Annotated in this window: 26 protein-coding genes; 21 read left to right on the plus strand and 5 right to left on the minus strand. The window is 71.2% G+C overall.

The window, feature by feature from the left end; genetic code table 11:
* Nucleotides 1–70 precede the first annotated feature (70 nt).
* The 4 genes from BO39_RS12205 to cysE all read left to right on the plus strand — a co-directional run bounded on the left by BO39_RS12205 (nucleotide 71) and on the right by cysE (nucleotide 3,787).
* Entirely contained in the window at nucleotides 71–1,324 is a 1,254-nt protein-coding gene (locus tag BO39_RS12205; RefSeq protein ID WP_043833552.1) for a D-amino acid dehydrogenase, read from the plus strand.
* A gap of 177 nt (nucleotides 1,325–1,501) precedes the next feature.
* Nucleotides 1,502–2,140, plus strand: coding sequence for a peroxiredoxin (locus BO39_RS12210; protein ID WP_043833554.1), 639 nt, complete (start codon nucleotides 1,502–1,504; stop codon nucleotides 2,138–2,140).
* A gap of 19 nt (nucleotides 2,141–2,159) precedes the next feature.
* The gene (locus BO39_RS12215; RefSeq protein WP_043833556.1) at nucleotides 2,160–3,155 is read left to right on the plus strand and encodes a cysteine synthase A; all 996 of its coding nucleotides are present in this window, start codon (nucleotides 2,160–2,162) and stop codon (nucleotides 3,153–3,155) included.
* Nucleotides 3,152–3,787, plus strand: a complete 636-nt coding sequence (gene cysE / locus BO39_RS12220) for a serine O-acetyltransferase (RefSeq protein ID WP_043833559.1) — start codon at nucleotides 3,152–3,154, stop codon at nucleotides 3,785–3,787. Before BO39_RS12215 ends, cysE begins: the two co-directional genes overlap by 4 nt.
* 4 nt (nucleotides 3,788–3,791) lie before the next feature.
* Here the strand turns inward: cysE and BO39_RS12225 are convergent, their stop codons facing one another.
* Entirely contained in the window at nucleotides 3,792–5,918 is a 2,127-nt protein-coding gene (locus BO39_RS12225) for a malate synthase G (RefSeq protein ID WP_211257444.1), read from the minus strand.
* A 155-nt stretch (nucleotides 5,919–6,073) separates the two neighbouring features.
* Here BO39_RS12225 and BO39_RS12230 point away from each other — a divergent pair, with 155 nt between their 5' ends.
* The 14 genes from BO39_RS12230 to BO39_RS12295 all read left to right on the plus strand — a co-directional run bounded on the left by BO39_RS12230 (nucleotide 6,074) and on the right by BO39_RS12295 (nucleotide 17,743).
* The gene (locus BO39_RS12230) at nucleotides 6,074–7,669 is read left to right on the plus strand and encodes a gamma-glutamyltransferase (protein ID WP_052401999.1); all 1,596 of its coding nucleotides are present in this window, start codon (nucleotides 6,074–6,076) and stop codon (nucleotides 7,667–7,669) included.
* A 135-nt stretch (nucleotides 7,670–7,804) separates the two neighbouring features.
* Complete coding sequence (locus BO39_RS12235; protein WP_052402000.1) at nucleotides 7,805–8,371, plus strand: hypothetical protein; 567 nt, start codon at nucleotides 7,805–7,807, stop codon at nucleotides 8,369–8,371.
* Complete coding sequence (locus BO39_RS12240; protein WP_052402001.1) at nucleotides 8,368–8,880, plus strand: hypothetical protein; 513 nt, start codon at nucleotides 8,368–8,370, stop codon at nucleotides 8,878–8,880. The genes BO39_RS12235 and BO39_RS12240 overlap by 4 nt, the downstream gene beginning before the upstream one ends.
* 5 nt (nucleotides 8,881–8,885) lie before the next feature.
* Nucleotides 8,886–9,290, plus strand: coding sequence for a hypothetical protein (locus BO39_RS12245; protein ID WP_043833563.1), 405 nt, complete (start codon nucleotides 8,886–8,888; stop codon nucleotides 9,288–9,290).
* Between the two features lie 137 nt (nucleotides 9,291–9,427).
* On the plus strand, nucleotides 9,428–9,856 hold the full coding sequence (locus tag BO39_RS12250) for a hypothetical protein (RefSeq protein ID WP_156963665.1): 429 nt from the start codon (nucleotides 9,428–9,430) through the stop codon (nucleotides 9,854–9,856).
* Nucleotides 9,846–10,268 (plus strand): hypothetical protein, encoded by a 423-nt coding sequence (locus BO39_RS12255; protein ID WP_043833565.1) that lies wholly within the window; start codon nucleotides 9,846–9,848, stop codon nucleotides 10,266–10,268. The genes BO39_RS12250 and BO39_RS12255 overlap by 11 nt, the downstream gene beginning before the upstream one ends.
* Nucleotides 10,269–10,346: 78 nt before the next feature.
* A complete protein-coding gene (locus BO39_RS12260; RefSeq protein WP_043833567.1) occupies nucleotides 10,347–11,321 on the plus strand; it encodes a Bug family tripartite tricarboxylate transporter substrate binding protein in 975 nt (324 codons plus the stop codon).
* Nucleotides 11,322–11,352: 31 nt separating this feature from the next.
* Entirely contained in the window at nucleotides 11,353–11,994 is a 642-nt protein-coding gene (locus BO39_RS12265) for a GOLPH3/VPS74 family protein (RefSeq protein WP_052402003.1), read from the plus strand.
* An 85-nt stretch (nucleotides 11,995–12,079) separates the two neighbouring features.
* Nucleotides 12,080–13,477, plus strand: coding sequence for an amidase (locus BO39_RS12270; RefSeq protein WP_052402004.1), 1,398 nt, complete (start codon nucleotides 12,080–12,082; stop codon nucleotides 13,475–13,477).
* A 19-nt stretch (nucleotides 13,478–13,496) separates the two neighbouring features.
* The gene (locus tag BO39_RS12275; protein ID WP_043833570.1) at nucleotides 13,497–13,892 is read left to right on the plus strand and encodes a cupin domain-containing protein; all 396 of its coding nucleotides are present in this window, start codon (nucleotides 13,497–13,499) and stop codon (nucleotides 13,890–13,892) included.
* A 69-nt stretch (nucleotides 13,893–13,961) separates the two neighbouring features.
* Nucleotides 13,962–15,149, plus strand: coding sequence for a M20 family metallopeptidase (locus BO39_RS12280; protein ID WP_043833572.1), 1,188 nt, complete (start codon nucleotides 13,962–13,964; stop codon nucleotides 15,147–15,149).
* A 65-nt stretch (nucleotides 15,150–15,214) separates the two neighbouring features.
* Complete coding sequence (locus BO39_RS12285) at nucleotides 15,215–15,511, plus strand: hypothetical protein (RefSeq protein WP_043833574.1); 297 nt, start codon at nucleotides 15,215–15,217, stop codon at nucleotides 15,509–15,511.
* A gap of 34 nt (nucleotides 15,512–15,545) precedes the next feature.
* The gene (locus BO39_RS12290) at nucleotides 15,546–16,733 is read left to right on the plus strand and encodes a diaminopropionate ammonia-lyase (RefSeq protein ID WP_052402005.1); all 1,188 of its coding nucleotides are present in this window, start codon (nucleotides 15,546–15,548) and stop codon (nucleotides 16,731–16,733) included.
* A gap of 32 nt (nucleotides 16,734–16,765) precedes the next feature.
* On the plus strand, nucleotides 16,766–17,743 hold the full coding sequence (locus BO39_RS12295) for a Bug family tripartite tricarboxylate transporter substrate binding protein (protein ID WP_342666321.1): 978 nt from the start codon (nucleotides 16,766–16,768) through the stop codon (nucleotides 17,741–17,743).
* A 37-nt stretch (nucleotides 17,744–17,780) separates the two neighbouring features.
* On the opposite strand, the gene BO39_RS12300 is transcribed toward BO39_RS12295, so the two are convergent.
* Together BO39_RS12300 and BO39_RS12305 are read right to left on the minus strand one after the other, a co-directional pair.
* Nucleotides 17,781–19,208 carry a M20 family metallopeptidase gene (locus BO39_RS12300; RefSeq protein WP_043833576.1) on the minus strand — a complete coding sequence of 476 codons (1,428 nt, stop codon included), beginning with the start codon at nucleotides 19,206–19,208 and terminating at the stop codon, nucleotides 17,781–17,783.
* Nucleotides 19,209–19,222: 14 nt separating this feature from the next.
* On the minus strand, nucleotides 19,223–20,461 hold the full coding sequence (locus tag BO39_RS12305) for an ABC transporter substrate-binding protein (protein ID WP_084698071.1): 1,239 nt from the start codon (nucleotides 20,459–20,461) through the stop codon (nucleotides 19,223–19,225).
* A gap of 165 nt (nucleotides 20,462–20,626) precedes the next feature.
* On the opposite strand from BO39_RS12305, the gene BO39_RS12310 reads away from it, so the two are divergent.
* Genes BO39_RS12310 through BO39_RS12320 form a run of 3 tightly spaced genes read left to right on the plus strand, consistent with a single transcriptional unit; the run spans nucleotide 20,627 to nucleotide 23,274 of the window.
* Nucleotides 20,627–21,631, plus strand: coding sequence for an NAD(P)H-quinone oxidoreductase (locus BO39_RS12310; protein WP_043833579.1), 1,005 nt, complete (start codon nucleotides 20,627–20,629; stop codon nucleotides 21,629–21,631).
* Nucleotides 21,632–21,635: 4 nt separating this feature from the next.
* Complete coding sequence (locus BO39_RS12315; protein WP_052402006.1) at nucleotides 21,636–22,517, plus strand: DMT family transporter; 882 nt, start codon at nucleotides 21,636–21,638, stop codon at nucleotides 22,515–22,517.
* Between the two features lie 4 nt (nucleotides 22,518–22,521).
* Nucleotides 22,522–23,274, plus strand: coding sequence for an alpha/beta fold hydrolase (locus BO39_RS12320; protein ID WP_043833581.1), 753 nt, complete (start codon nucleotides 22,522–22,524; stop codon nucleotides 23,272–23,274).
* Between the two features lie 265 nt (nucleotides 23,275–23,539).
* Here BO39_RS12320 and BO39_RS12325 read toward each other — a convergent pair whose 3' ends face one another.
* A complete protein-coding gene (locus tag BO39_RS12325; protein WP_043833583.1) occupies nucleotides 23,540–24,184 on the minus strand; it encodes a DNA-3-methyladenine glycosylase family protein in 645 nt (214 codons plus the stop codon).
* A 9-nt stretch (nucleotides 24,185–24,193) separates the two neighbouring features.
* On the minus strand, nucleotides 24,194–25,597 hold the full coding sequence (locus tag BO39_RS12330) for an L-lactate permease (protein ID WP_043833585.1): 1,404 nt from the start codon (nucleotides 25,595–25,597) through the stop codon (nucleotides 24,194–24,196).
* Nucleotides 25,598–25,629 lie beyond the last annotated feature (32 nt).

The raw sequence follows: 25,629 nt of genomic DNA on the forward strand, positions 1-25,629 counted from the left end.
GCCGCCCGCGGTTGCCTTCCCCGGCAAAAGCCCCAAGCTCCGCGCCGGGCATTTCGCCCCGGAGGTTGGCATGAAGGTCCTCGTCCTCGGCAGCGGCGTGATCGGCGTCACCAGCGCCTGGTACCTGGCGCAGGCGGGGCACGAGGTGGTGGTGATCGACCGCCAGGAGGGCGCAGGACGCGAGACGAGCTTCGCCAATGCCGGCCAGCTCTCCTACGGCTATTCCTCGCCGTGGGCGGGGCCGGGCGTGCCGATGAAGGCGGTGAAGTGGCTGCTGATGCACCACCGCCCCTTTGTCTTCTGGCCGCGCCCAGACCCGGAGATGCTCACCTGGCTCGCCCGCATGGCCGCGAACTGCACGGAGCGCGCCTACCATCGCAACAAGGGGCGGATGGTGCGCGTGGCCGAGTACAGCCGCCTCGCGCTGGCGGAGCTGCGGGCAGCCACGGGCATCGAGTTCGACCATCGCGCGCAGGGCACCGTGCAGCTCTTCCGCACCCAGGCGCAACTCGACCATGTCGGCGGGGACACCGCCGTGCTGGACGAGTACGGCGTGCCCTGGGAGCTGCTGGACCCCGAGGGCTGCATCGCGTCGGAGCCCGCCCTGGCCCGCGTGCGGGACCGTTTCGTCGGTGGCCTCCGCCTGCCCCAGGACGAGACGGGGGACGCCTTCCTCTTTACCCAGCGGCTGGCGGAGCTGGCGCGGGGAGCGGGCGTCACCTTCCACCTCGGCGTCAGCGTCGCGGGCATCCGCGCCGAGGGGGGCCGCGTGACGGCGGTGGAGACCGACCACGGCGACTTCAGCGCCGACGCCTATGTGGCCGCGCTGGGCAGCCACACCCCCGCCCTGCTGCGGCCGCTGGGGCTCCGCCTGCCGGTCTATCCGATCAAGGGCTACTCCCTGACCCTGCCCGTGACGGAGGAGGCGGCCGCGCCCGTCTCCACGGTGATGGACGAGACCTACAAGATCGCCATCACGCGCCTCGGCACCCGTATCCGGGTGGGCGGCACGGCGGAGATCGCGGGCTTCAGCAAAAGCCTCCGCGTGCCCCGGCGGGAGACGCTGGAGCATTCCGTGCGGGATCTCTTCCCGGAGGGAGGTGACATCGCCGCCGCTCAGTTCTGGACCGGTCTGCGCCCCATGACGCCCGACGGCACGCCGGTCATCGGCGGAACGCCGTTGGCGAACCTCTTCACGAATACCGGGCACGGCACGCTCGGCTGGACGATGGCCTGCGGGTCGGGGCGGGTGCTGGCGGATATCGTTTCGGGTCGCGCGCCGGAGATCGACGTCTCGGACCTCGGCATCGCCCGCTATGGCTAGGCGGCGGAACGTTCCCCGGCCAGCGCATCGCGACACGGGGCCCCCGCCCTTGGAACGAACGTGCCGACTGCCGACATGGCCTTGCATGACGGCTGCTGCACGAGTTGCGTGGGTGGAATAGGCCGAAGGCGCGTGTTAGCGTCGTGAAATTCGACCGGAGAAGGAGGAGGAAGTCGCATGACACTTCAGCTCGGGCAGATCGCCCCGGACTTCGAGGCGGACACCACCCAGGGGCGCATCCGCTTCCACGAATGGCTCGGCAATTCGTGGGGCGTGATCTTCAGCCATCCGAAGGACTTCACGCCGGTCTGCACGACCGAGCTCGGGTATGCCGCCAAGCTGAAGCCGGAGTTCGATCGCCGTGGCGTGAAGATCATCGGCCTCTCGGTGGACACGCTGGAGCGCCACGAGGGCTGGAACGCGGACATCGAGGAGACCCAGGGCACCGCGGTCAACTTCCCGATGATCTCGGACCCCGACAAGCATGTCGCGAACCTCTACGGCATGATCCATCCCGAGGCCGACGCGGCGGTGACGGTGCGGACAGTGTTTGTCATCGACCCGAACAAGAAGATCCGCCTCATGCTGATCTATCCGCCGAGCGCCGGCCGCAACTTCGACGAGGTGCTGCGCGTGGTGGACAGCCTGCAGCTCACCGATAAGCACAAGGTCGCCACGCCCGTGAACTGGAAGCCCGGTGACCGCACCATCGTCGCCGCCAGCCTTTCGGACGAGGAGGCGAAGAAGCACTTCCCGCAGGGCTTCAAGGCGGAGAAGCCCTATCTGCGGTGGGTCGATCACCTGGAGTGGACCTGAGAGCGGGCCAGGGTCGGGCATGACCGGCGTCGCACCCGATTTCTGGGGGGCCGTGGGCAACACGCCCCTCATCCGCCTGCGCCGCGCTTCCGAGGAGACGGGGTGCGAGATCCTCGGCAAGGCGGAGTTCATGAACCCCGGCGGCAGCGTGAAGGACCGCGCTGCCCTGGGTATCCTGCAGGAGGCCGTTGATCGCGGCCTCCTCACCCCTTTCCAGCCTGGCACGATCGTGGAGGGCACGGCGGGGAACACCGGCATCGGCGTCGCGTTGGCGGCCAGTGCGCGCGGCTGGAAGTCCGTCATCGTCGTGCCGGAGACGCAGAGCCGGGAGAAGATCGACTTCCTGCGCATGATCGGCGCCGATGTGCGGCTGGTGCCGCCGAAGCCGCTGAGCGATCCCGGCCACTACGTGAACACCTCCCGCCGCCTGGCCGAGGAGATGGGTGCGGTCTGGGCGAACCAGTTCGACAACAAGGCGAATGCCGCAGCCCACGAGGCGACGACCGGGCCGGAGATCTGGGAGCAGACCGGCGGCCGGATCGACGCCTTCACCTGCGCCTGCGGCACCGGCGGCACGCTGGCCGGCACGTCCCGGGCGCTGAAGGCGCGCAAGCCCGATGTGCGGATCGTGCTCGCGGACCCGCATGGCTCGGGCCTGTTCTCCTGGGTCAAGACCGGCACCGTCTCGGCCGAGGGAAACTCGGTCACCGAGGGCATCGGGCAGGGCAGCAAGGTTCCGGGCAACCTCGAGGGCGCGCCGATCGACGACGCACTGCGCATCTCCGATCCTGAGGCGCTGGAGCAGTGCTTCCGCCTTCTCTCGGAGGAGGGGCTGAGCGTCGGCGGCTCGGCGGGGCTGAACGTCGCGGCGGCGATCGCACTGGCGCGGCAGATGGGGCCGGGGCACACCATCGTGACCATCCTCTGCGACAGCGGCGCGCGCTACCAGTCGAAGTTGTTCAACCCGGAGTTCCTCCGGGAACGCGGTCTTCCCGTGCCGCCCTGGCTGGCATGATCCGGGAAGCGGTCGAGATCGCGCGCAGCATCCGCGCGCGAGACCCGGCGCGGCCGACCGTGGCGGAGTCCTTCCTCTGCTACGCGGGGCTGCACGCGGTGATCTGGCATCGACTGGCGCACCGCCTCTGGCGCGCGGGGTTCCGTGCGCCGGCGCGCTGCGCCTCGCATCTCGGGCGCTTCCTGACGGGCATCGAGATCCATCCGGGCGCGAGGATCGGCCGGCGGCTCTTCATCGACCACGGCATGGGCGTGGTGATCGGCGAGACCGCCGAGATCGGCGACGACGTGCTCATCTACCACGGCGTCACGCTCGGCGGCCTGACCACCCGGCCGGGCAAGCGCCACCCGACGCTGCTGGACAACGTGGTGATCGGCGCCGGCGCGCAGGTGCTGGGCCCGATCGTCATCGGCCGCGGCGCGCGCGTGGGCGCCAACGCCGTCTGCGTGGACCCCGTGCCGGACGGCGTGACGGTGGTCGGCATTCCCGCGCGCCCGCCGGGGCAGCCCTGCACCGATCCCACGGCGGGCTACGGCATCGCGCCGGGCCAGGTGGATCCCGTGATGGAGCAGATCGCGGCGCTGCGCGCCGAGGTCGCGGCCTTGAGGGAGCGAGCCTCCCTCAAGGCCTGACGCTTCAGCCCGCCTTCGCCTCGCGGCGGCGGCGGGTCAGGATGAACTCGGTGTAGCCGTTCGGCTGCGTCGCGCCCTCGAAGACGAGGTCACAGGCCGCCTTGAAGGCCACGCCGTTGTAGTCCGGCGCCATCGGCCGATAAGCGGGGTCACCCGCGTTCTGGCCGTCCACCACCTTCGCCATCCGCCGCATCGTCTCCTCCACCTGGGCGCGGTCCACGATCTCGTGGCGCAGCCAATTGGCGATGTGCTGGGCGGAGATGCGAAGCGTCGCGCGGTCCTCCATCAGCCCGACATCGTGGATGTCCGGCACCTTGGAGCAGCCGACGCCCTGGTCGATCCAGCGCACGACATAGCCGAGGATGCCCTGGGCGTTGTTGTCCAGCTCCGACTGGATCTCGTCGGGCGCCCAGTTCGTGTTTTCGGCCAGCGGGATGGTCAGCAGGTCGGAAAGCTTAGCGCGCTTCCCGCCCGCCGCCAGCTCCGCCTGCCGCGCCGCGACGTCCACCTGGTGGTAGTGCATCGCGTGCAGCGTGGCGGCGGTGGGGGAGGGGACCCAGGCCGTGCTCGCGCCCGCCCGCGGATGCCCGACCTTCTGCTCGAGCATGGAGGCCATGGCGTCCGGCGCGGCCCACATCCCCTTGCCGATCTGCGCGTGCCCGCGCAGCCCGCAGGCGAGGCCGACATCGACGTTGTTGTCCTCATAGGCCGCGATCCACGGTGCCTTGCGCATGTCGTTCTTCCGGACGACGGCGCCGGCCTCCATCGAGGTGTGGATCTCGTCGCCCGTGCGGTCGAGGAAGCCGGTGTTGATGAAGAACACCCGCTCCTTCGCCATCTCGATGCAGTTGGCGAGGTTGAGCGTCGTGCGCCGCTCCTCGTCCATGATCCCCATCTTCAGCGTGTTGCGGGGAAGGCCGAGCGCGTCCTCCACCTCGCCAAACAGCGCCACCGCCCAGGCCACCTCGGCCGGCCCGTGCATCTTCGGCTTCACGATGTAGACGCTGCCAGCCGCGCTGTTCATCCGCTTGCCGCGCAGGTCGTGCAGCGCGATCAGTGACGTGACATAGGCGTCGAGGATCGTCTCCGCCGTCTCGTGGCCGTCGAGCTTCACCGCATCGGTCATCATGTGATGGCCGACATTGCGGATCAGCATGAGAGAGCGGCCGCGCAGCGTCAGCTCGCCGCCATCTGGCGCCTTATAGGTGCGGTCGGGGTTGAGGCGCCGCTCCAGCGTCTCGCCGCCCTTCTCGAAGCTGGCGGAGAGGTCGCCGCGCATGAGGCCAAGCCAGTTGCGGTAGACGCCAACCTTGTCCTCGGCATCCACGGCCGCGACGGAATCCTCGGCGTCCATGATGGTTGAGAGGGCGGCCTCCAGCACGAGGTCCGCGACGCCTGCCTTGTCGGTCGCGCCGATCGGGTGGCTACGGTCGATCACGATCTCCAGGTGCAGGCCGTTGCGGGCGAGCAGGATAGCGGTCGGCTCGTCGGCCGTGCCGTTGTAGCCGCGGAACTGGGCGGGATCGCGGAGCCCCGCGGTGCTGCCGCTGTTGAGCAGGATGCTGAGCTTGCCGGCCTCCACGCGGTAGGCGGCGGCATCGGCGTGGCTGCCCTCGGCCAGCGGTGCGGCGTCGTCCAGCACGGCGCGGGCGCGGGCGATGACGGCGGCGCCGCGCTTCTGGTCGAAGCCGCGGGCCTTCGGGCCCTCCTGCGGGATGGCGTCGGTGCCGTAGAGCGCGTCGTAGAGGCTGCCCCAGCGCGCGTTCGCGGCATTCAGCGCGTAGCGCGCGTTGTTGACGGGCACGACGAGCTGCGGGCCGGCCAGGCGGGCGATCTCGTCGTCCACGTTCCCGGTCGTCACCTCGAAGGGCGCCGGCGGCTCCACGAGGTAGCCGATGCCGCGCAGGAAGGCCTCGTAGGCCTCCGCGTCCACGGGGCGGGAGGGATTGGCACGGTGCCACTCGTCCAGCCGCTCCTGCAGGCGGTCCCGGTCGCCGAGAAGGCCGGCGTTCTTCCGGTCCAGGCCCCGCAGCGTGGCCTCCATCGCGGCCCAGAAGGCCCCGGCCTCCACCCCGGTGCCGGGAAGGGCCTCCTCCTCGATGAAGCGGCGGAGGGCGGGGGCGACCTCCATACCCTGGGCTGTCTCGGACACGCGGCGTCCTCCTGTGGATTGCACTTGCCAGATAAAGCCCCGCGCCCGGCCCTGCAAACCGGGTGGGGCCGGGGCCTTGCCGCCGCGGCAAGGGGGCGCGACCCTTCCGTCCCGACACACGCCCCAGGTGACCGATGCCCGACCTTTCCGCCTACCTCCCGCCGCCGCACACAAGCCAGCACTGGGTGCTGACCAAGCCCGCGGCCTCCGGTAGCGGCGGCGTGGTCGTCTCTCAGTCCCGCGCGGCGGCGGAAGCGGGGGTGGCGGTGCTGGAGGCCGGCGGCAACGCGGCGGACGCGGCGGTGGCCGCGGCCTTCGCACTCGCGGCGGTGGAGCCCTGGAACAGCGGGCTCGGCGGCATCGGCTTCGCGATCGTCCACAGGCCTGGCTCGGCGCCGCAGGTGGTGGATTTCGGCCCGGTGGCCTCGGCGCGCGTCGATCCCTCGGCCTATCCGCTGACGGGCAGGTGGAAGCAGGACCTCTTCGCCTGGCCGGAGGTGGTGGGGGACGTGAACATCCACGGCCCGCTCTCCTTCGTCATTCCCTCCTCGGTCGCCGGCTACGACCTGCTGCGGGAGCGCTTCGGCACGGGGATGGGGCTCGACCGCCTGCTCGGCCCGGCCATCGCCCTCGCGCAGCGCGGCCTGCCGCAGGACTGGTTCACCCTGCTGAAGGTCTCCTCATCCGCCCGCGTGCTGCGGCTCTATGAGGAGAGCGCGCGCATCTACCTGCCGGACGGCCTGCCGCCCAACCCTCCTTACCAGGGGGAGCCCGGCTTCTTCCCGCTCGGCCGCCTCGCCGAGACGCTGGTGCGGCTGCGCGACCGTGGGCTGCGCGACTTCTACGAGGGGGTAATTGCGGCGGATCTCGCGGCGGATATCGCTGCCCTTGGCGGGGTGGTCGATGCGGCCGATCTCGCGGGCTGCCGCGCCGCGGTGCGCACCTCGACCCCGATCGACTGGCGCGGCACCCACACGCTCCACACCGCGGGCGGACTGACCGCCGCACCGACCATGGCAGCCGTGGTCGCGGAGATGAACCACCTGCCAGTGGGCGACGAGCCCCGGGCGGACTGGTTCCGTGGCTTCGCGCGCGCCATGCGTGGCGCCTATGCGGAGCGCCTCGCGGGCCTCGGCGCCGCGAAGGAGACGGCGGAGACCTGCACCACCCACCTGACGGTGACGGACGGAGAGGGGATGATGGTCTCGGTCACCACCACGCTCCTCTCCTCCATGGGCAGCCGCGTGGTGCTGCCGAGGACGGGCGTGCTGATGAACAACGGCATGATGTGGTTCGACCCGCAGCCTGGCAGCGCCAACGCCATCCGCCCGGGCGCGCGCCCGCTCTGCAACATGAGCCCCGTGACCGTCAGCCCCGCCGGCGAGGAGACGAACCCGGTGTTGGCGACCGGCGCCTCCGGCGGGCGGCGCATCCTGGCGAGCGTGCTGCAGATGCTCGCCTTCACGCTCGACTTCGGCATGGAGCCGGAGAGGGCCGCGCATATGCCGCGCATCGACGTTTCCGGGCCCGACGGAGTTACCGCGGACCGGCGCCTGCCGACCGAGGTGCTCGGTGTCCTGGCCGAGGATGGGCCGCTGGAGGTGGTGGAGCACGCGGTGCTGCCCGTGAACTTCGCCTGCCCGAATCTCATCCTGCGGAAGGGGAATGCGGCGACCGGGATCAGCGACGTCATGTCGCCGTGGTCGGCGGCGTTGGCGGCGAGACCATAGAACCTGAATGTTGCTTCATCGGCACAAAAGTCACACCGGGCAGGGTTGATCTGGTCCGCAGCGCGACTCCATAGGCAGTTCGTCCGAATGCGTTACATTGCCTCTGCCGGAACGATTGCCGGCAGAGGGGTGGCGATGATTTTCGGACGGTTTCGTGGGGGCAGGCGCATCATCGCGCCCGTCGTGGCCGCAGCACTGCTCGCGGGCTGCGTCAATCACAACGAGATTGCGATGCGGGTCGGGGCACCTCCGGCTGAGGCCGTGCAGCTTCGCGAGGTGCAGACGGCGCGCTTCGAAACGCCGGACGAGATGCTTCTCCTGACCGAGGCGACGCAGGTTCTTCAGGACCTCGGCTTCGGAGTTGCGGAGAGCGCGCCGCAGATGGGAGTCCTGACCGGTTATAAGACGCGTGACGCTGTAGAGGCTGGGCAGGTCGCGGCGCAGATCGCCCTAACTGTCGTTGCGGCGGCCTTCCTCGTGGCCTACGCGCCCACCTGGGACCAGAACCAGGTGATCCGGGTCACCCTTACCTCCCAGCCTGTGCCACAGAACCGCCAGACGGTGCTGCGGGCCTCCTTCGAGCGCCTCGTGGCCAACAACAGGGGCGAGGTTCGCGTCGAGCCGCTGCTGCAACCCGAGATGCACCAGGAGTTCTTCACCATGCTCCGAAACGGAATGGCTATCCGGGGAGGACGCACATGACCCTTCGCTATATCGTCCTTCTCCCACCCTTGTTGCTCGGCGCCTGTGCCGGGCAGCCGGAGAGGCGCTTTCAGGCCAGCGACAAGAGTGCAGTCGAAATGCGCGCGATGCAGGCGCGCGTCATAGAAGGCGACGCGCCGACGGTCACGCGCGGGGTCGTCGCCACCTTGCAGGACCTTGGCTACCGGATCAACAAGGCTGAGCCTGCGGCAGGCAGCATCACCGCGACGAAGCTGGAGCGCCTGCGCCTGACTACAGTGGTCCGCCCGGTGAGCAACAACCAGGCGGCCGTGCGGGCGAATGCGGTCGTCCTCCTGCCTCAGGTGGAGAACCAGGTGGACGATCCTCGATTCTATCAGGAAAATTTCTTCGCCCCCCTATCGGCCACCCTGGGGCGCGAGGCTTTCGCTGCCTCGGCCGAAACCCTGGTCCCAGAGGCGGCTCGGCCCCAGGTCATCTCCGATCTGCCGGGTTCCGGCAGTACAGCGAGCCAGGAAGCGCGGCGGTGAGGACGATGAGGTTTTCCCTCCTCTTGGCTGCCGGGTTGTTGGCTGGCTGCGCAACGGCCGGCGACCATGCCGCGCAAGTCGGGGCCGGCGGAGTCAGCAATGACCGCCTCGCCCTCGGTACGGTTCAGCGCGAGATCCGGGTTGGCATGACGACCGCGGAAGTGGTGGCGGTGCTCGGCGCACCGAACATGGTGACCACCGACGAGCAGCGGCGGGAGAACTGGGTATACGACCGGGTCTCCAGCGAAACCGTCTATTCCTCAGGCGCGGCTGGCGCGAACGTGCTCCTGCTCGGAGCCGTCGCCTCGTCCGGTGCCACGCGCCGTTCCCAGCGAACCTTGACCATCATCATCCGCTACGATGGAGTCGGGCGCGTGCGGGATTTCTCCTATCGCTCGAGCAGCTTCTGAGCTCAGTCGTGCATCGGCGCAGCCTCATCCGGTCGGGCGCCTTCGGATGCCTGGCCCTCCTTCCTGCCTGTCAGAACAGGGAGGAGATCCATGCCAACGCGCTCACGCCGGCATCCTCAGTGGTGTCGCAGCGCGTCATGCAGACCCGCCGCTTCGATACACGAAATGATACGCTGCTGCTGCAGGCCGCCGTCGGCGTGCTTCAGGATCTGGGCTTCGTCATCGAGGAGAGCCGTGCGCAGGCTGGCCTCGTGACCGGAACCAAAATGCGCGACGCGACGGAGGCCGGGCAGGTTGCCGGGCAGTTGCTCCTTGTCCTGCTCGCGGCCGCGGCCCGCACACAGCACCGCGTCGTCATGGACCGTGACCAGACCATCCGCGCACAGGTGGTGGTGAGGGCCGCGCCCGATCGCTCCGGCATGCTCGCCCGCGCGACCTTTCAGCGCGTCGTCCGAAACACCGACGGACAAGTCAGTAGGTTGGAGACGATCGAGGACACAGAGCTGTACCAGGGTTTTTTTGATCAACTCGCGCAATCGAGCTTCCTGACCTCCCATGAGATCTAGCCTTCCATTCCTCCTGCTCTCGGTCGGCATCGCGCTTCCCGGGTGCCAGATGGACAGCCGGCAACAGGTGTTGGCCACCGCGAACACCCAGGTGGCACAACGTGCGATCTCCACCCGCACCTTCGACACGCAAGACCGATCCGCTGTGTTCCGCGGCATCATCGCCACCTTCCAGGATCTCGGCTTCATCGTGGACCGGGCCGATGACGTTCTCGGAACGATCAGCGGAACTCAGTTTGCGAACGGCATCGTGCGCCTGACAGTGACGGTGCGGCCCATCTCCGGTCAGCGGGTGCTCGTGCGCGCCTCCGGACAGCACAACCTCGATGCGCTGACGGATCCTGTTCCCTTCCAGCGCTTCTTCGACGCCCTGTCCCAGGCTCTGTTCCTCACGGCCAACCAGATCGAGTAGCAAGGCTCCGAAACGGCACGCGGGTTGCTTGCCTGTAATTCGAAGGGGCCGACGGCGCCCCAGGATGCAGGACTTGCCATGATACGCCGCCGCTCTCTTCTCATCGCCGGGGCCTCTGGCCTTGCGCTTCCTGCACTCGCGCAATCCGCTTGGCGCCCGCGCCAGCCGATCCGCCTCATCGCCACCTTCCCGCCGGGCGGCCTGGCAGATGTCGTGGCCCGCCTCGTCGCCCCCAGCATCGGCGCCGCGCTGGGCGGGACGGTCGTGGTGGAGAACCGCCCCGGCGCCGGTGGCACGATCGGCGCCGACGCCGCGGCCAAGTCCGCGCCTGACGGGCAAACGCTGGTCATCAGCCATGCCTCGCCGAACGGCATCGCGCCCGGCATCTACCCAAGCCTGCCTTACGATCCGGTGAATGATTTCACTCATATCGCCATGCTCTGCGACACGGCGAACGTGCTGATGGTCAACAAGGGATCGCCTACCCCGACTCTCACCACCTTCCTCGAGAAGGCGCGGGGCCCCGGTGCCCGCTACGGCTCCTCCGGCATCGGCTCCATCACCCACCTCATGGGCGAGGTGCTGGCGCGCGAGGCGCGGGCGCCGAAGCTCGACCACGTGCCCTACCGGGGCAGCGCGCCGGCGATGCAGGACCTGTTCGCCGGCCATATCGAGAGCGTCTTCGACCCGCTGACCACGAATGTCGCGATGATCCGCGACGGAAGCGTGACGGCGCTCGCCGTCTCCTCCGCCGCGCGGGTGGCGGCGGTGCCGGAGGTTCCGACCTTCGCAGAACTCGGCCTGCCCGCCCTGACGGCCACCACCTGGATCGGCATCTCCGGTCCCAAGGGACTGCCGCCGGCCGTTGCGGAGGCGGTGCAGGCGGCCGTCCTCACCACCGTCGGCCAGCCGGAGATCGTGGCGAAGATGGCCGACCTCGCCTCCTACACCCCCACGACGCCGCTTACGGGCGCGGCTTATACGGCGATGATCGCGAAGTTCGCCGCGGACTGGACGGCCGTGGCCCGGGGGGCGGGGATCACCGTTTCCTGATCCCCGGCCGGGGGCGGTATGCTCCCGCGCGATGAGCGCCGCGGTCAGCATCCCCGAGGAAGTCCTCCTCCTCTGCCTCGACGACGAGACGGGGCGGCCGGTGGACCTGCCTGCGGCCGCGATGGACCTCTCCCTCGCGGGCGCGGTGCTGATGGAGCTGGCGCTCGCCGGGCGGCTGGACAGCGACCTCGACCGCGTCTTCGTCGCCAATCCCGCCCCGCTGGGCGATGCCCTGCTGGACCCCGTGCTGGCCCGCATCGCCGCGCGCCCGACGCCGCAGGACAGCGGGCAATGGATGGCGGAGCTCGCGGGCGGGGCCGCCGCCCTCCGAACCGCGCTGCTGAACCGGCTCGTCGCCCGGGGCGCCCTGCGGCGGGTGGAGGCGCGGCGCCTTCTCTTCCTGCGCGACATCCGGCACCCGAAGGCCGACCGCGCTCATTCCGAGGCCGCGCGGGCAAGGCTGCGCGCCGTGCTGCTGGAGGGCGATATCCCGGAGGCGCGGGACAGCCTCATGGTCGGCCTCTGCCGCGCGACGGGCCTCGTTGCCCTGCTGCTGTCGGACGAGGAGGCCGCCCGCGCCGCCCCCCGCATCGCCGCCGTCGCCGGGCTGGAGGAGATGGGCCGCTCCCTCGTGGCCGCGACGCGGGACCGCATGGCGAGCCAGGGACACTGACCGAGCCAGGCTTTCGCCACGCCCCCCGCTTTCGTCGCGCTCCCTGCGGGTCCATCCTGCCACCAGGATCTTCTCAGGGTAACGAATGACCGCCACCGATCCCGCGCTGATGAGCGCGGAAACGCTGCTCGCCCTCTACGCCCGCCGCGCCCTCAGCCCCGTGGAGGCGCTGAAGGCGGTGATGGAGCGGGTGGCCCGGCACAACCCCGCCATCAACGCCTTCGCCACCATGAACCCCCAGGCCCTGCGGCAGGCCGGGGAGAGCGAGGCGCGCTGGGCTGCCGGCCGCCCGATGGGCGTGCTGGACGGCGTGCCCTGCACGGTGAAGGACCTGCTGAACATGGTGGGCCTGCCCACCCGCCGCGGCAGCCGCACCACCGACCCCCGCCCGCAGACCGAGGACGCGCCGGCGGTGACAGGCCTGAAGGCATCCGGCGCCGTCATCGTTGGCAAGACCACCACCACCGAGTTCGGCTGGAAGACCCCCGGCGACTGCCCGCTGCACGGCATCACCCGCAATCCCTGGGACTTCAAGCGCACCACCGGCGGCTCCTCCTCCGGCGCCGGGGCCGCGGCGGCGGCAGCCTTCGGGCCGCTGCATATCGGCACGGATGCGGGGGGCTCAATCCGCATCCCCGCCGCCTATTGCGGCATCGTCGGCATGAAGCCGAGCTACGGGCGCGTGCCGCAATGGCCGCACGGCGCCTTCTCCGCCGTTGCCTGCGCGGGGCCGATGGCGCGGGGCGTGCGCGACGCCGCGCTGATGCTGAACGCCATCGCCCGCGCCGATGTCCGCGACCCCCTCTGCCTGCCTGACGAACCCCGCGAGTGGCGCGCCGGCATTGAGGACGGCGTGCGGGGCATGCGGATCGCCCTCGTCCGCCGCTGGGGCTACGAGCCGCCGCTGGACGCGGATGGGGAAGCCGCGCTCGCCCGCGCCGCCGACATCCTCCGCGCCGAGGGCGCGCTGGTGGAGGAGGCGGACCCCGAGCTGCCGGACACCCGCCAGATCTTCGGCCGCGTCTGGGGCGTGGCGCTGGCCAAGCTCGTGGCCAGCACGCCCGACGGTAAGCGCGGCGACCTCGACGATGGCCTGGACGAGGTGGCGCGACGCGAGGGCGGCCTCCCCGCCATCGACTTCCTGACCGCCGACGCGCTGCGGGTGGAGGCGGCGCACGCCATGGGCCTCTTCCATCTCCGATACGACCTCATCCTCACGGCCGCCACCCCGACCGCCGCCTTCGCGGCCGACCAGCCCACGCTGAAGCCGACCGAGGCGCTGTGGCGGGACTGGGCGCCCTGGACCTTCGCGCAGAACCTGACGCGCCAGCCCGCCATCGCCCTGCCGGCCGGGCTGGACGAGGAGGGGATGCCGCGCGCCGTGCAAATCGTGGCGGCGCAGGGCAGGGACGACCTCTGCCTGCGCGGCGCCCGCGCGCTGGAACGGGCGCTGGCGATGCCTGAGGCGAATCCCGTCGGCTGACCACCCTGAGGAGAGAGCGATGCCCGATACGAACCTCGCGACCGGATTGGCATCCATTCTCGTCGATCCCGCGGCCATGGAGTGGTCGCCGACCAAGTTCCCGGGCATCGCCATCAAGGTCCTCCTTCAGGTTCAGGCGACCGGCCTGCTGACTGCGCTGTTCCGCTGGGATCCCGGCTCCGTCCTGCCGGACCACGAACACGTTCAGATCGAGCAGAGCTACGTGCTGGAAGGCAGTATCGAGGACGAGGAGGGGGAGGTCATGGCGGGCCAATACGTCGCCCGCCCGGCTGGTAGCCGCCACGTGGCGCGCTCCCGCAACGGCGCGCTCATCCTCGCGGTCTTCCTCGAGCCGAACCGCTTCTTCGGGGAGGACGGCAGCGCGGAGCGCTTCGATACCACGCCCGCCACCTGACCTCCCGGGGTTGCGCGGACGGCCCGCCCGGTCCATCCCGGCCCTCGACCAAGATCCCCGGAGCGCGCGATGAGCGAGACCACCGAAGCCCGTGTCCTCGATTGGCTTTCCGGCCGCCAGGGCGAGATGCTCGCTCTGCTTGAGCGCATGGTGAACACCGACGGCGGCTCCTACGACAAGGCGGGCGTGGACGCGGTGGGTGCCCAGGTCCGCGGCTTCCTCGATGGGCACGGCATCCCCGTCGAGACCATCCCCGGGGAGCGCTTCGGCGACTGCCTGCGTGCGACGGTCGAGGGCGGGGAGGAGGGCGGCGCCAGCGGCAACGCCCGCCGGAACATCCTGCTCATGGGCCACCGCGACACCGTGTTCCCCAAGGGCGAGCCGGAGCGCCGCCCCTTCCGCGTGGAGAACGGCATCGCGACCGGCCCCGGCGTCGCCGATATGAAGGCCGGGCTGGTGATGAATATGTTCGTCCTCGCGGCCTTCAAGGCCGTGGGCGGCGCGCCGGGTCCGCTCGTCGGCCTCTTCACCGGCGACGAGGAGATCGGCTCCCCGGAGGGGCGCCCGGTGATCGAGGCCGAGGCCCGTCGCGCCCGCGTCGTCCTCAATTCCGAGCCAGGCCGCGCGAACGGCGGCGTCGTGACGGGCCGCAAGGGCGGCGTCTTCATGGTGGTGGAGATCGAGGGCCGCGCCGCCCATTCCGGCGGGAACTTCGAGGCAGGCATCAGCGCCATCGGCGAGCTGGCCGCCAAGGTCACGGCCATTCATGCCCTGACGGACCTCGCGCGCGGCATCACGCTGAACGTGGGCCTCGTCAGCGGCGGGCAGAGCGTGAACACCGTCGCCCCTTCCGCGCAGATGCAGATCGATCTGCGCTACGTGGAGCCCGCCGACCGCGAGGAGGTGATGGGCCGCATCCACGAGATCGTCGGCCGTTCCTTCGTCCCCGGCACCCGCGCCGCGCTGACGATCCGGGGCGAGTTCCTGCCGCTGACCCAGACGGCCGCGGCCGCGAAGCTGTTCGAGGCCTATGTCGAGGCCGCCGCGGAAAGCGGCCTCTCCGTCACCGGCGATTTCTCCGGCGGCTGCGCCGACAGCGGCTTCACCGCCGCGATGGGCGCGCCGACCCTCTGCGCGGTCGGTCCCGTGGGCGGCAAGGCGCACAGCCCGGAGGAATACCTGGAAGTGGCGACGCTCGTTCCCCGCGCCCAGGCCATGGCGCGGGCCATCCTGCGGCTCGACCGGGCCGGGCTCTGACGGGCCGGCATCATCCGGCAACCCGGCGCGGGAAGAAGGCGCGGGACCCACGGGGAAACCGCTCCTTGCCACGACGCCTGACGCCAGCCCTTCGCGCCCTTGCGCTGCCCCTGCTGCTTCTTCCCCCGCAGGCAGGGGCCGCCCCTGCCTGCGGGGCGCCCGCGGCGCAGTCCCGTCCGGAGCCGCCGCGGCGGAGCTGCTACGGCGGGGCGGACACCGTCGCCTTCGGGCGGCTGCTGGTCGATTACGGGCTCGCCACCCTACGCTACGGGGTCGGGCTCGTGCTCATCTTCCTGGGCCTCGTCGTCATGGCCCTCGGCTATCTCCTGATGCTGGTGGACCTGCTGCTCTGCTGGCGCTGATTGCGGCGCGCCCGGCGCCCCGGCATCCTCCGGCATGACCTTTCGTTTCCTCGCCAACCCGCGCCACGGCGTTCCCGGCATCGTGGTCCTGCCGGAGGGCGCGGGCCGGCGCGCCAGGGCCGCCATCGCCGCCTGGCCGGGCTATGCGCCCACCCCGCTGATCGACCTGACGGACGTGGCGGGCGCCCTCGATCTGGGCGCAGTCCATTACAAGGACGAGTCGGCGCGCCTGGGCCTCGGTTCCTTCAAGGCACTTGGCGGGGCACATGCCGTTTCACGCGTGATCGTGGGGGAACTCTCCCGTACCGGTATTGCCTCCGCGGCGACGCCCGCGGAGCTGGAATCCGGCCGGTACCGGGAGGCGACCGCGGCCATCACCGTCACCTGCGCGACGGACGGCAACCACGGCCGCAGCGTTGCCTGGGGCGCGCGGCGCTTCGGCGCCCGCTGCGTAATCTTCGTTCATCCCGGCGTCACCAGGGGCCGGCGGGAAGCCATAGCCGCCCTCGGCGCCGAGGTGCGGGAGGTGCCCGGCAACTACGACGATTCCGTCCGCGCCTCCGAGGCGGCGGCACGGGAAGGGGGCTGGCACCTCGTCTCCGACACCTCCTGGCCCGGCTACACCGAAACGCCGCGGGAGGTGATGCAGGGCTACCGCCTGATGGCGGAGGAGGCGCTGGACGCCCTGCCGGCCCCGCCCACCCACGCCTTCATCCAGGCCGGCGTGGGCGGCGTCGCGGCGGCAGTCTCGGTCGCGTTGCGGGCCCGGCACGGGCGCGGGCCGAGGCTGGTGGTGGTGGAGCCGGAGCGCGCCGCCTGCCTCCTCGCCAGCGCCGAGACCGGGGCGCCCACCACCGTTCCGGGCGAGCTGGACACGATCATGGCCGGGCTGGCCTGCGGGGAGCCGAGCCTGCTCGCCTGGCAGGAGCTGGAGCGCGCCGCCTATGCCTTCATGGCCATCCCCGACGAGGCCTGCGTGGGCGCGATGCGCTTCCTCGCCCGCCGCTCACCGTCCATCGAGGGGGGGGAGAGCGGCGTGGCGGGTCTCGCGGCGCTCGGCCTGGCCGCCCGGGATCCCTCTGCGCGCGCTGCCCTCGGCCTCGGGCCGGAGAGCCGCGTCCTGCTCTTCGGCACCGAGGGCGCCACGGACCGGGCAGTCTATGAGGACCTCGTGACCGGAGGGCCGGTTGACACGACTCCCCTGGCGGCCCTTCTGAGGTGAAGAAACTGCCATCTTTCCCGGAGGGTTCCCATTTGATCCAGCGCCGCCACCTGATCGCCGGCCTCGCCGCCGCCCCGCTCGCCGCCCCCGCCCTGCATGCCCAGGGCACCTGGCCCAGCGCGCCCGTCCGTCTGGTGGTGCCCTTCGCTGCCGGCGGCCCGACCGACGTGCCGGCGCGCCTCGTGGCAGACGAACTCTCGAAGCTGCTTCCCCAGCGCGTGATCGTGGAGAACCGCACGGGCGCCGGCGTCGTGGTCGGCTCGGACGCGGTGGCCAAGGCGCCGAAGGACGGGCAGACGCTCCTCTACACCACCATCGCCCACGCGGCGCTTCGCTCGATCTTCCCGCGACTGCCCTTCGATCCGTTGGCCGACTTCACGCCGGTCGCGCTCACCGGCGTCATCCCGATGCTGATGATGGTGAACAAGGACCTGCCGGTGAACTCGCTGCCGGAGCTCATCGCCCTGCTCAAGGCAAACCCGGGCAAGTACGACTACGCGTCCACGGGGAACGGGGCCGCGCTGCACCTGGCGACGGAGCTGTTCCTCAGCCAGGCGGGCGGGCTAAAGGCGACGCACGTTCCCTATCGCGGCTCCGCGGCGGCCATGCCGGACCTGCTGAACGGGACCGTCGCGATGATGCTGGACGTCGCGAACTCCGCACTGCCCTTCGTCACGCGCGGCGAGGTGAAGGGACTGGCCATCTCCGGCGCGCACCGGTTGCCGCAGGTGCCGAACATCCCGACGTTCGGCGAGGCGGGGGTGCCCGGCTACGAGGCCTATACCTGGCATATGGTGCTGGCACCGTCCGGAACGCCGGAGCCGGTGGTGAGCGCGATCAACGATGCGCTGAACAAGGTGATGGCGATGGAGAGCGTGAAGCAGCGCCTCTCCGACCTGACCATGGAAACCCGCTCCGACACGACGCCGGCCAGCGCGAAGAAGTGGCTCGACGACGAGATCGCGAAGTGGGAGCCGATCATCAAGGCCGCCGGAATTAAGGCGGATTGAGCAGCGGGCGGGGGGACCCTTCCCCCCGCCTCATCTTTCAGACCCCCTGGCCCATCGCCTTGATCGGCGGCGCGAGGTCCTTCGGCAGCGGGGACTCATAGGGACGTCCGCCCGTCCGCTCCTCGAACTCAGCCTTCGCGCGGGCGATCAGCGCGGGGTCGCGCAGCGCGTCCACTGCCGTGCCCGCCATCACCTTCGCCACGTGCACCATGCCCTTGTGCGCCGCCGGCGACTTGCCCTGAGCCGTGAGCTGCCAGGAATGGAAGGGCGTGCCGATGGCGCAGGTGGCGCCGCGCGCCTGCACCGTGGGCACCGCCCAGGAAACGTCGCCCACATCGGTCGAGCCGACGCCGCCCTCGCCGCGGTTCTCGATCGGCACGATGATGTCGCAGAGCGTTTTGCCCTTCTCCACCTTCAGGCCGTGGCGGCGGTGGGCGGCGCGGATGTCCTCCTCGCTCAGCGTCGCCTGGATCTGCGCGGCGTATTCCTTGTCCGCCTCGTCGAACTGCGGCGGGCCGAGACGCTGGAAGTTGTCGTACATCGCCCGCTCGAGCGGCGCGTTGCCGAGAAGGTTCGAGACGGCACTGACGACGGCCGTCTCCACCCGCGTCTCCGTCATCAGCGCCGCGCCCTCCGCGATCTTGCGCACGCGGCCGACCAGCATGTTCAGCTCCGGCAGGTCGCGCGCGCGGATGAGGTAGCGAACCTTCGCGCGGGACTGCACGACGTTCGGCGCGATGCCGCCGCCGTCCAGCATCGCGTAGTGGATGCGCGCGTGGTCGGGCATGTGCTCGCGCATGTAGTTCACGCCGACATTCATCAGCTCAACGGCATCGAGCGCGGAGCGGCCGAGTTCAGGCGCGGCGGCGGCATGGGCGGAGCGGCCGTGGAAGGTGAAGTCGATGCGCGTGTTCGCCAGCGACACCGCCTCGTTGACGCCGGAGAAGGAGGCGGGATGCCAGGAGATGGCGATGTCCACGTCGCTGAACACGCCGTCGCGTGCCATGAAGCCCTTGGCCGCGCCGCCTTCCTCCGCGGGGCAGCCGTAGTAGCGGATGCGGCCGGGAAGGTTGTTCTCCTTCAGCCAGTCCTTCACCGCGGCGGCGGCGAGAAGCGAGGCGGCGCCGAGCAGGTTGTGGCCGCAGCCATGGCCGGGGCCGTTCGGCACCACCTCCTTGTGTTCGGCAAGACCCGCTTCCTGCGAGAGGTTGGGCAGCGCGTCGTACTCGCCGAGGATGGCGATCACCGGCCCGCCCTCGCCGTACTCGCCCATCACGGCCGTTGGGATGCCCGCGAGGTCGCGCTCGATCCGGAAACCCTCCTTCTCCATCATCGCCAGGTGCTCGGCGACGGAGCGCGTCTCGGTATAGGCGATCTCCGGCATGTCCCAGACGCGATCGGAGAAGGCAGCATAGTCGTCGCGGCGCTCGTCGACCGCGCGCCAGACCTGTTCGTCGTTGCGCATGGATGCCTCGCTTTCTAATCGGCGCCGAGCCGGGCGCGGGGATGCGCGGCGGCGGCGGCTTCGGGGTGGATGGTGACCAGCCGCCCGTCCTGCCACTGCATCAGGCAGGGCCGGGCGCGGGTGTTCTGGCCGCGCTCGTCGAAGGCGGCGCCCCAGCCGGTGGGGGTGCTGCCCTCCGCGATATCGCTCGCGAGAACCGCGGCGCGCAGCTTGTCCTTGTCGAGCCCGCCCGCGCGCTGGATGGCATCCAGCGCCACGCGCGCCCCGAACAGGTTCGCCAGGCTGTGCCCGGAGCGCGGGTCCGCTCCGTAGCGGCGCTTATAGGCCTCGGCGAACGCCGCATTGCCGGGTGCCACGCGGTCGGCGATGGCAAAGGCGGGGAAGTCGATGCTCATCACCCCCTCGAAGGCGGGGCCTACGGCGCGGGCGGTGTCGGCCAGGCTGTAGCCGGCGCCGCTGCCGATCACCATTCTTGGCCGCCAGCCCGCCTCACGCATCGTCCTGAACAGCAGGATCGGGTCGTTCTGACCGCCCGTGTGCAGCAGCACCTCCGCCCCCGCCTCCCGCAGGCGCTGCACGGGGCCCGAGAGGTCGGTCGTGCGCGGCGGGTAGGAGATGCGCTCCAGCACCTCCACCCCGGCCTCGCGCAGCCGCGTGACCTGCATTTCTGAGACAGAAGCCCCGTAGAGCGCGTCTTCGTAGAGCAGCGCGGCGCGGGGCGGCGCACCGAGCAGGGAGGGCAGGATCGCGGTCACCGCCTCGGCCGTCAGGCGGGCGAAGTCGGCGCCCCGCGGGCAGGTGCGATAGAGATTGCGGAAGCCCCGCTCCGTGATGCTGTCGGCGATGGCGCCCAGCTCGAAATAGGGCACGCCCTGCCCCTCGCTCGCCTGGGTCGCGGCGAAGGAGAGGGTGGAACCATAGGTGCCGAAAAGCGCCGCGCATCGCTCGGGCCCGCCAAGCCGCCGCGCTTCGCCGACCGCCGAGGCCTCGTCCCCCGCATCGCCGCGCAGCAGCCGGATGGGGCGGCCGAGCAGCCCGCCGGCCACGTTGCGCTCCTCCACCGCCATCTCAAGCCCGCGGAAGGACTCGTCGCCCAGCAGGGCAGGGGCGCCGGAGAGGGGATAGATGGCACCGAAGCGCCACTCCGCCGCCGGGTTGCCCGTGGGCGTGCCCTGCACCTGGGCGGCGGCGCCACCCGGGACGCCGAGAGCCAGGGCGGCGAGGAGGCTGCGGCGCGGCGCGCCCATGCGCATGGGGCCTTCGTTCCTATCTCGTTCCGATGGGCGGCGGGATGGTCGCTGTTGGGGCGCCCGGGCGCAAGGCCCGGTCGCGCGGATGTGCCCAGGGGCATCCCCAGCTTGACGCACCCGATCGCGGCGCCGACCTTCCGCCGCCCCCGCCCGAGGAGTCCGCCCCGCATGCCCAACCTTCCCGAGACCATGACCTTCATCGCGCACGGCGCGGGTGGCGGCCCCGAGGTGCTGGTGCCGGCCACCGGCCCGGTGCCAAAGCCCGCCGCGGACGAGGTGCTGATCCGGGTCATGGCCGCCGGCGTGAACCGACCGGACGTGGCGCAGCGTGGGGGCAGCTACCCGCCGCCGAAGGGCGCCAGCCCCATTATCGGCCTTGAGGTCGCGGGCGAGGTGGTGGCGACCGGCGCCGAGGCGACCCGCTACAAGGTCGGGGACCGCGTCTGCGCTCTGACGAACGGCGGCGGCTATGCCGAATACGCCGTGGCGCCCGAGGCGCAGACCCTTCCCTGGCCCGACGGCTTCGACGCCATCCGCGCCGCCGCCCTGCCCGAGACCTTCTTCACTGTCTGGGTGAACCTCTTCGTCCATGGCCGGCTCCAGGCGGGGGAGACGGTGCTGGTGCATGGCGGCACCTCCGGCATCGGTTCCACCGCGCTCCAGCTTGCCCGCGCCCTAGGCGCGAAGCCCTACGCCACGGCCGGCAGCCCGGAGAAGGTCGCCGCCTGCCTCGAGTTCGGCGCGGTCGAGGCCTTCGACTACCGCAGCCAGGACTTCGTCGAGGAGATGAAGCGCGTGACAGGGCCCAAGGGCGCGGACGTAGTGCTCGACATGCTCGGCGCGCCCTATTTCCAGCGCAACCTGCGCGTGCTCGGCATGGACGGGCGGCTGGTGATCATCGCGACCATGGGCGGCAACGAGGTCGAGAAGGCAGACATCCGCCCGATCATGCTCAAGCGCCTGGTGGTTACGGGCAGCACCATGCGGCCCCGCACCACCGCCGAGAAGGGCGCCATCGCCCGCGCGCTGGAGGAGAAGGTCTGGCCGCTTCTCTCCACGGGCCGCGTCGCGCCCCGCGTGCACGAGACCTTCGCCCTCGCCGAGGCCGCGGCGGCGCATCGGCTGATGGAGAGCAGCGCGCATATCGGCAAGATCGTCCTCACGCTCGGCTGATCCCGTGGCGGATGGCGGGCAGGCGGTAAGGCTCCGCGACCTACGGATCCTCCTCTTTGGGGTTTTCCTCTTCGGCGCCGGCTGGCCGGTGACGAAGGACGCGCTGCAGGACGCGACGCCGCTCTGGTTCGCGGTCAGCCGGGCGGGGCTGGCGGCGCTCGGGGCGGCGGCGCTGCTCCTCGCCCTCCGGCGGCTCTCCTGGCCGGGGCGGCGGGACTGGCCGGCGGTGCTGGCGGTCGGGCTGTTCCAGCTCGGCGGCTTCTTCGCGCTCACGCACCTCGCCCTGGCGGTGCTGCCCTCCGGGCGCATCGCGGTGCTGTCGAACGTGACGATCTACTGGCTCGTCCCGCTCTCGGTCGTCGTGCTGGGGGAGAAAGTCTCGCGCACCCGCTGGGTGGCGGCAGGGCTCGCGCTGGCGGGCGCGGCGGTGCTGCTCGGTCCCTGGGCGATGGACTGGTCGCAGCCTGGCATCCTGACGGCGAACGCCCTGCTGGTCACGGCCGCCCTTCTCTGGAGCATCGCCATCACCGCCACTCGGCGCCTGGCGCCCGCGCGGCCGATGATGGAGCTGCTGCCCTTCTGCTTCGCGACCGCCCTGCTGGTCCTGGCGCCGCTTGCGCTGCTGCGGGAACCCTCGGGCGGGATCGGCCTCTACGCGTTGCCGCATGCAGCCTTCGTCGGCCTCGTTGCCGCGCCGGTTGGCACCTGGTGCGTGATCGAGGCGGGGCGGCGGCTGCCCTCCACGGTCGCCTCGGTGGGCTTCATGCTCGGCCCGGTGCTCGGCGTTGCCACTGGCGCGCTCTGGCTCGGAGAGGCGGTAGGATGGGATGTCTGGCTTGGCGGTGCGCTGATCGCGGCCGGCGTCGTCGTGGCGGTGCGGGGGTGAGGCGATGATCCTGAATGCGGTGGAAGCCGGGGAGGGGCGCCCGCTCGTCCTCCTGCACGGGTTGTTCGGCCAGGGCCGGAACTTTGGAGCTCTCCAGCGCCGCCTCGCCGCGCGGCGCCGCGTGATCTCGCTCGACATGCCCAACCACGGCGCCAGCCCGCACGCGGCGCGGATGGACTACCGCTCCATGGCCGGGGACGTCGCGGAGACACTCGCCGCCCGCGGCATCTCGGGCGCCGACGTGATGGGCCATTCGATGGGCGGCAAGGCCGCGATGATGCTCGCGCTCACCGCGCCGGTGCTCGTTGCGCGCCTGCTCGTGTCGGACATCGCCCCCGTCACCTACCCGCCACGCTACGAGGACCTGCTGCACGCCATGCGCGCCGTACCCGCCGGCGCCCCCCGCGCCGTCGCCGACGCAGCGCTGGCCGCCGCTGAGCCCGATCCGGCCACGCGCGCCTTCATCCTGAGCACTCGCTTGCCGGATGGCTCCGGATGGCGGATCGGGCTCGACGGCATCGCAGCCTCGATCGGCGCGATCACCGATTGGGCACCGCCCGAGGGCGCCCGCTTCGACGCGCCGACCCTCTTCGTCTCCGGCGAGCATTCCCGCTACGTGCGCGAGGAAAACCGGCCCGCCATCCGCGCCCTGTTCCCCGCGGCGCGCTTCCTGACGATCAAGGGCGCCGGGCACTGGGTGCATGCCGATCAGCCCGAAGCCTTTGCCGCGGTGCTGGAGGGGTTCTTCAGGATCTGAGGCAGGCTCCTGGTGGCCCTGGAGAGGGCTCCTCCCTTTCCTGACCTCGCCCGCCAAGGGCCCGAGGCTCTTGGAACCCCATTTGGCTGTCGCGAAGCGTTCCGGAACGTGCAGTCGCCTCTGGTTCATGACCCGGCGCGCACCGGCCGCCAAGTACTTCCAAACTTGAAGAGAAAGATGATGGTGAGGGGTTCGGGGAGAGGAAAAATCCCTCCTTCTTCTCCCCGGAGTGACGGGCCACGACCGATCAGAAGAATTGCAAAACTCACATCGCCGCCGGAACCCGGAAGCGCCCTGCCTTGTTCAGGTCCGCCGCGCGCCAGAGATACCAGGAGGCCGCCGAGCGGAAGGGCGCCCAGCGTTCGCCGATGAGGGCCAGTTCCTTGGGCTTCGGCTGCGCGTCCAGTCCTGCGGCCACGCGGTAGCCCTCGCGCACGCCGAAGTCGTCCACCGGCAGGATGTCGGGGCGGCCAAGAGTAAAGATGAGGAGCATCTCGACCGTCCAGCGCCCGACGCCGCGCAACGCGACCAGGCGCTCGATCAGTTCGGCGTCCGGCAGGCGCGCGGCGGCTCGGCGAGTGGGCACCCAACCCGCGGCCGACTTGTGGGCGATGTCGAGGATGGCTGCCTGCTTGGCCGCCGAGAAGCCGCAGGCGCGCAGCGCGCCCTCCGGCAGGCCCAGCACCTGGGCCGGCGTGGGGAAGGGCTCGTGGGGCGTGAGGGCGATGAGGCGGTTGAGCATCGCCTCCGCCGCCTTGCCGTGCACCTGCTGATGGGCGATGGCGCGCACCAGGGCCTCGTAGGGTTCGCGGTCCTTCACGGGCTTCAGCGCCATGGCCCCGACCTGGGTCACCACGGGACCGAGGACGGGATCGGCGAGGAGGTGCTGCCGGGCGGCGCGGGCGCTCATGCCGTTTTCCTAAGCCAGGCGCGGCAGCAGCGCTACCGCCGCCCAGCCCGCCGCCATGGCCGAGAGGATCACGGGCAGCGCGGCCCGCCAGAGGGCGGCGGGGCGCGTGCCGTCCGCAAGGAGCCCGCAGACGAGGGCGGTGTTCGCGAAGGAGTGCATGGCGCCGACGCTGCCGGCGAAGTTGTGCAGCCCCGGTGCCAGCCACGGCGGCAGCCCCGCCGCGAGCCCGAGCCCCGCCTGCACCGGCATGAGGGAGGAGGTTGCGCCCACGTTGCTTCCGGTCACCATCCCCGCGAGGAAGCCGAGCGGCGGGATGGCATAGGGCGCGAGCGGTCCGAGTGAGCCCGCGATCGCCACGGCAAGCGAGGTGGCCACGCCCGAACCGGCGATCCACCGGCCGAGCAGCACGTAGAGCATCATCGCCGCCGCCGGCCGCCGCATGCGCCGCATCGTGTCCCGCAGCAGCGCCGCGCCGTCCGGCCGCGCCGCCACGAAGCCGAGCGTGACCGTCCAGAGCACCACCGCCACATGGGTCACGGGCAGGGCCGGAAGATCGGCATAGGGCTTCCAAGACGGCGCATCGTGCCAGGATCGGGCGAGGAGGAGCAGCGCGCTCAGCAGCGCCCAGGGGCCGAGCGCGGTCAGGGCCCGCCGCCAGTCCGCGGCGTCGCGGGGCGGGGCGAAGTGCAGGAGCGCCGGCAGCAGCACCGCGCCGCTCGCCACCAGCGCGACCGTCTCGGCCGGAAGGAACCGAGCGGCGAGGAGGACGAGCGCGGCGAGCGCGGCCTGGAGCCCCATCTGCGCCGCTCTCTCGTGCGCCGGCACCGGCAGCCCGGCGCGCGCGAGGGCGGCCCAGGCCACCGGCGGGAGGCACATCATCCAGGCCGCATGCGGCAGGGCGGTGACGAGGGAGATCTCCGCCACCGGCCGTCCGGAAAGCGCTGCGCCGAGCGCAAGCCCCGGCCCCAGCCCGCCCCAGGGAACCAGCCAGAGGGAGAGCAGCGCGAGGATCCCGCCGGCGGCGCCGCGTATCCCCATCGCCCGCAGGGCGCCGAGGGCGAAGACGGCGCCGACCGCGAAGCCCGTCACGCTCTCCACGAAAGAGCCGGCGAGGATCATCAGGTAGGCGCGGCGCGGCGAGGCCGGCACGGGCGCATCCGCTCTCGGCGCCACGGCGAGGCTGAACAGCAGCCCGCCCGCGAGGATCGCCACCGGCTGCACGCCGAGGAAGGCGGCGCGCAGCGTCTCGGTGCCGAGGAAGCGTGCCAGGGAGGCTCCTTCCGGCAGGGCAAGGGCCAGGCCGGGCAGCGTGGCGGCGAGGGCGATGAGGCAGGCCGGCACCGGCGCCACCCGCCCGGAGGCGAGCAGCCCCAGGAGGAGGACCAGCGGAAGGGCCTCGACAAGAGTGGTCATTCGCGGCGAAGGGCTCTTACCGGCTGGTCGGG

Origin of the sequence: Roseomonas aerilata DSM 19363 (assembly GCF_000711725.1) — a bacterium.
Classification (GTDB): Bacteria; Pseudomonadota; Alphaproteobacteria; order Acetobacterales; family Acetobacteraceae; genus Roseomonas; species Roseomonas aerilata.

What these genes read in the sequence shown, in the direction of transcription:
- BO39_RS12205 (WP_043833552.1), top strand. Translation starts at nt 71, where the DNA reads ATGAAGGTCCTCGTCCTCGGCAGCGGCGTGATCGGCGTCACCAGCGCC.
- BO39_RS12210 (WP_043833554.1), top strand. Translation starts at nt 1,502, where the DNA reads ATGACACTTCAGCTCGGGCAGATCGCCCCGGACTTCGAGGCGGACACC.
- BO39_RS12215 (WP_043833556.1), top strand. Translation starts at nt 2,160, where the DNA reads ATGACCGGCGTCGCACCCGATTTCTGGGGGGCCGTGGGCAACACGCCC.
- cysE (WP_043833559.1), top strand. Translation starts at nt 3,152, where the DNA reads ATGATCCGGGAAGCGGTCGAGATCGCGCGCAGCATCCGCGCGCGAGAC.
- BO39_RS12225 (WP_211257444.1), bottom strand. Translation starts at nt 5,918, where the DNA reads ATGGAGGTCGCCCCCGCCCTCCGCCGCTTCATCGAGGAGGAGGCCCTT.
- BO39_RS12230 (WP_052401999.1), top strand. Translation starts at nt 6,074, where the DNA reads ATGCCCGACCTTTCCGCCTACCTCCCGCCGCCGCACACAAGCCAGCAC.
- BO39_RS12235 (WP_052402000.1), top strand. Translation starts at nt 7,805, where the DNA reads ATGATTTTCGGACGGTTTCGTGGGGGCAGGCGCATCATCGCGCCCGTC.
- BO39_RS12240 (WP_052402001.1), top strand. Translation starts at nt 8,368, where the DNA reads ATGACCCTTCGCTATATCGTCCTTCTCCCACCCTTGTTGCTCGGCGCC.
- BO39_RS12245 (WP_043833563.1), top strand. Translation starts at nt 8,886, where the DNA reads ATGAGGTTTTCCCTCCTCTTGGCTGCCGGGTTGTTGGCTGGCTGCGCA.
- BO39_RS12250 (WP_156963665.1), top strand. Translation starts at nt 9,428, where the DNA reads ATGCAGACCCGCCGCTTCGATACACGAAATGATACGCTGCTGCTGCAG.
- BO39_RS12255 (WP_043833565.1), top strand. Translation starts at nt 9,846, where the DNA reads ATGAGATCTAGCCTTCCATTCCTCCTGCTCTCGGTCGGCATCGCGCTT.
- BO39_RS12260 (WP_043833567.1), top strand. Translation starts at nt 10,347, where the DNA reads ATGATACGCCGCCGCTCTCTTCTCATCGCCGGGGCCTCTGGCCTTGCG.
- BO39_RS12265 (WP_052402003.1), top strand. Translation starts at nt 11,353, where the DNA reads ATGAGCGCCGCGGTCAGCATCCCCGAGGAAGTCCTCCTCCTCTGCCTC.
- BO39_RS12270 (WP_052402004.1), top strand. Translation starts at nt 12,080, where the DNA reads ATGACCGCCACCGATCCCGCGCTGATGAGCGCGGAAACGCTGCTCGCC.
- BO39_RS12275 (WP_043833570.1), top strand. Translation starts at nt 13,497, where the DNA reads ATGCCCGATACGAACCTCGCGACCGGATTGGCATCCATTCTCGTCGAT.
- BO39_RS12280 (WP_043833572.1), top strand. Translation starts at nt 13,962, where the DNA reads ATGAGCGAGACCACCGAAGCCCGTGTCCTCGATTGGCTTTCCGGCCGC.
- BO39_RS12290 (WP_052402005.1), top strand. Translation starts at nt 15,546, where the DNA reads ATGACCTTTCGTTTCCTCGCCAACCCGCGCCACGGCGTTCCCGGCATC.
- BO39_RS12300 (WP_043833576.1), bottom strand. Translation starts at nt 19,208, where the DNA reads ATGCGCAACGACGAACAGGTCTGGCGCGCGGTCGACGAGCGCCGCGAC.
- BO39_RS12305 (WP_084698071.1), bottom strand. Translation starts at nt 20,461, where the DNA reads ATGCGCATGGGCGCGCCGCGCCGCAGCCTCCTCGCCGCCCTGGCTCTC.
- BO39_RS12310 (WP_043833579.1), top strand. Translation starts at nt 20,627, where the DNA reads ATGCCCAACCTTCCCGAGACCATGACCTTCATCGCGCACGGCGCGGGT.
- BO39_RS12320 (WP_043833581.1), top strand. Translation starts at nt 22,522, where the DNA reads ATGATCCTGAATGCGGTGGAAGCCGGGGAGGGGCGCCCGCTCGTCCTC.
- BO39_RS12325 (WP_043833583.1), bottom strand. Translation starts at nt 24,184, where the DNA reads ATGAGCGCCCGCGCCGCCCGGCAGCACCTCCTCGCCGATCCCGTCCTC.
- BO39_RS12330 (WP_043833585.1), bottom strand. Translation starts at nt 25,597, where the DNA reads ATGACCACTCTTGTCGAGGCCCTTCCGCTGGTCCTCCTCCTGGGGCTG.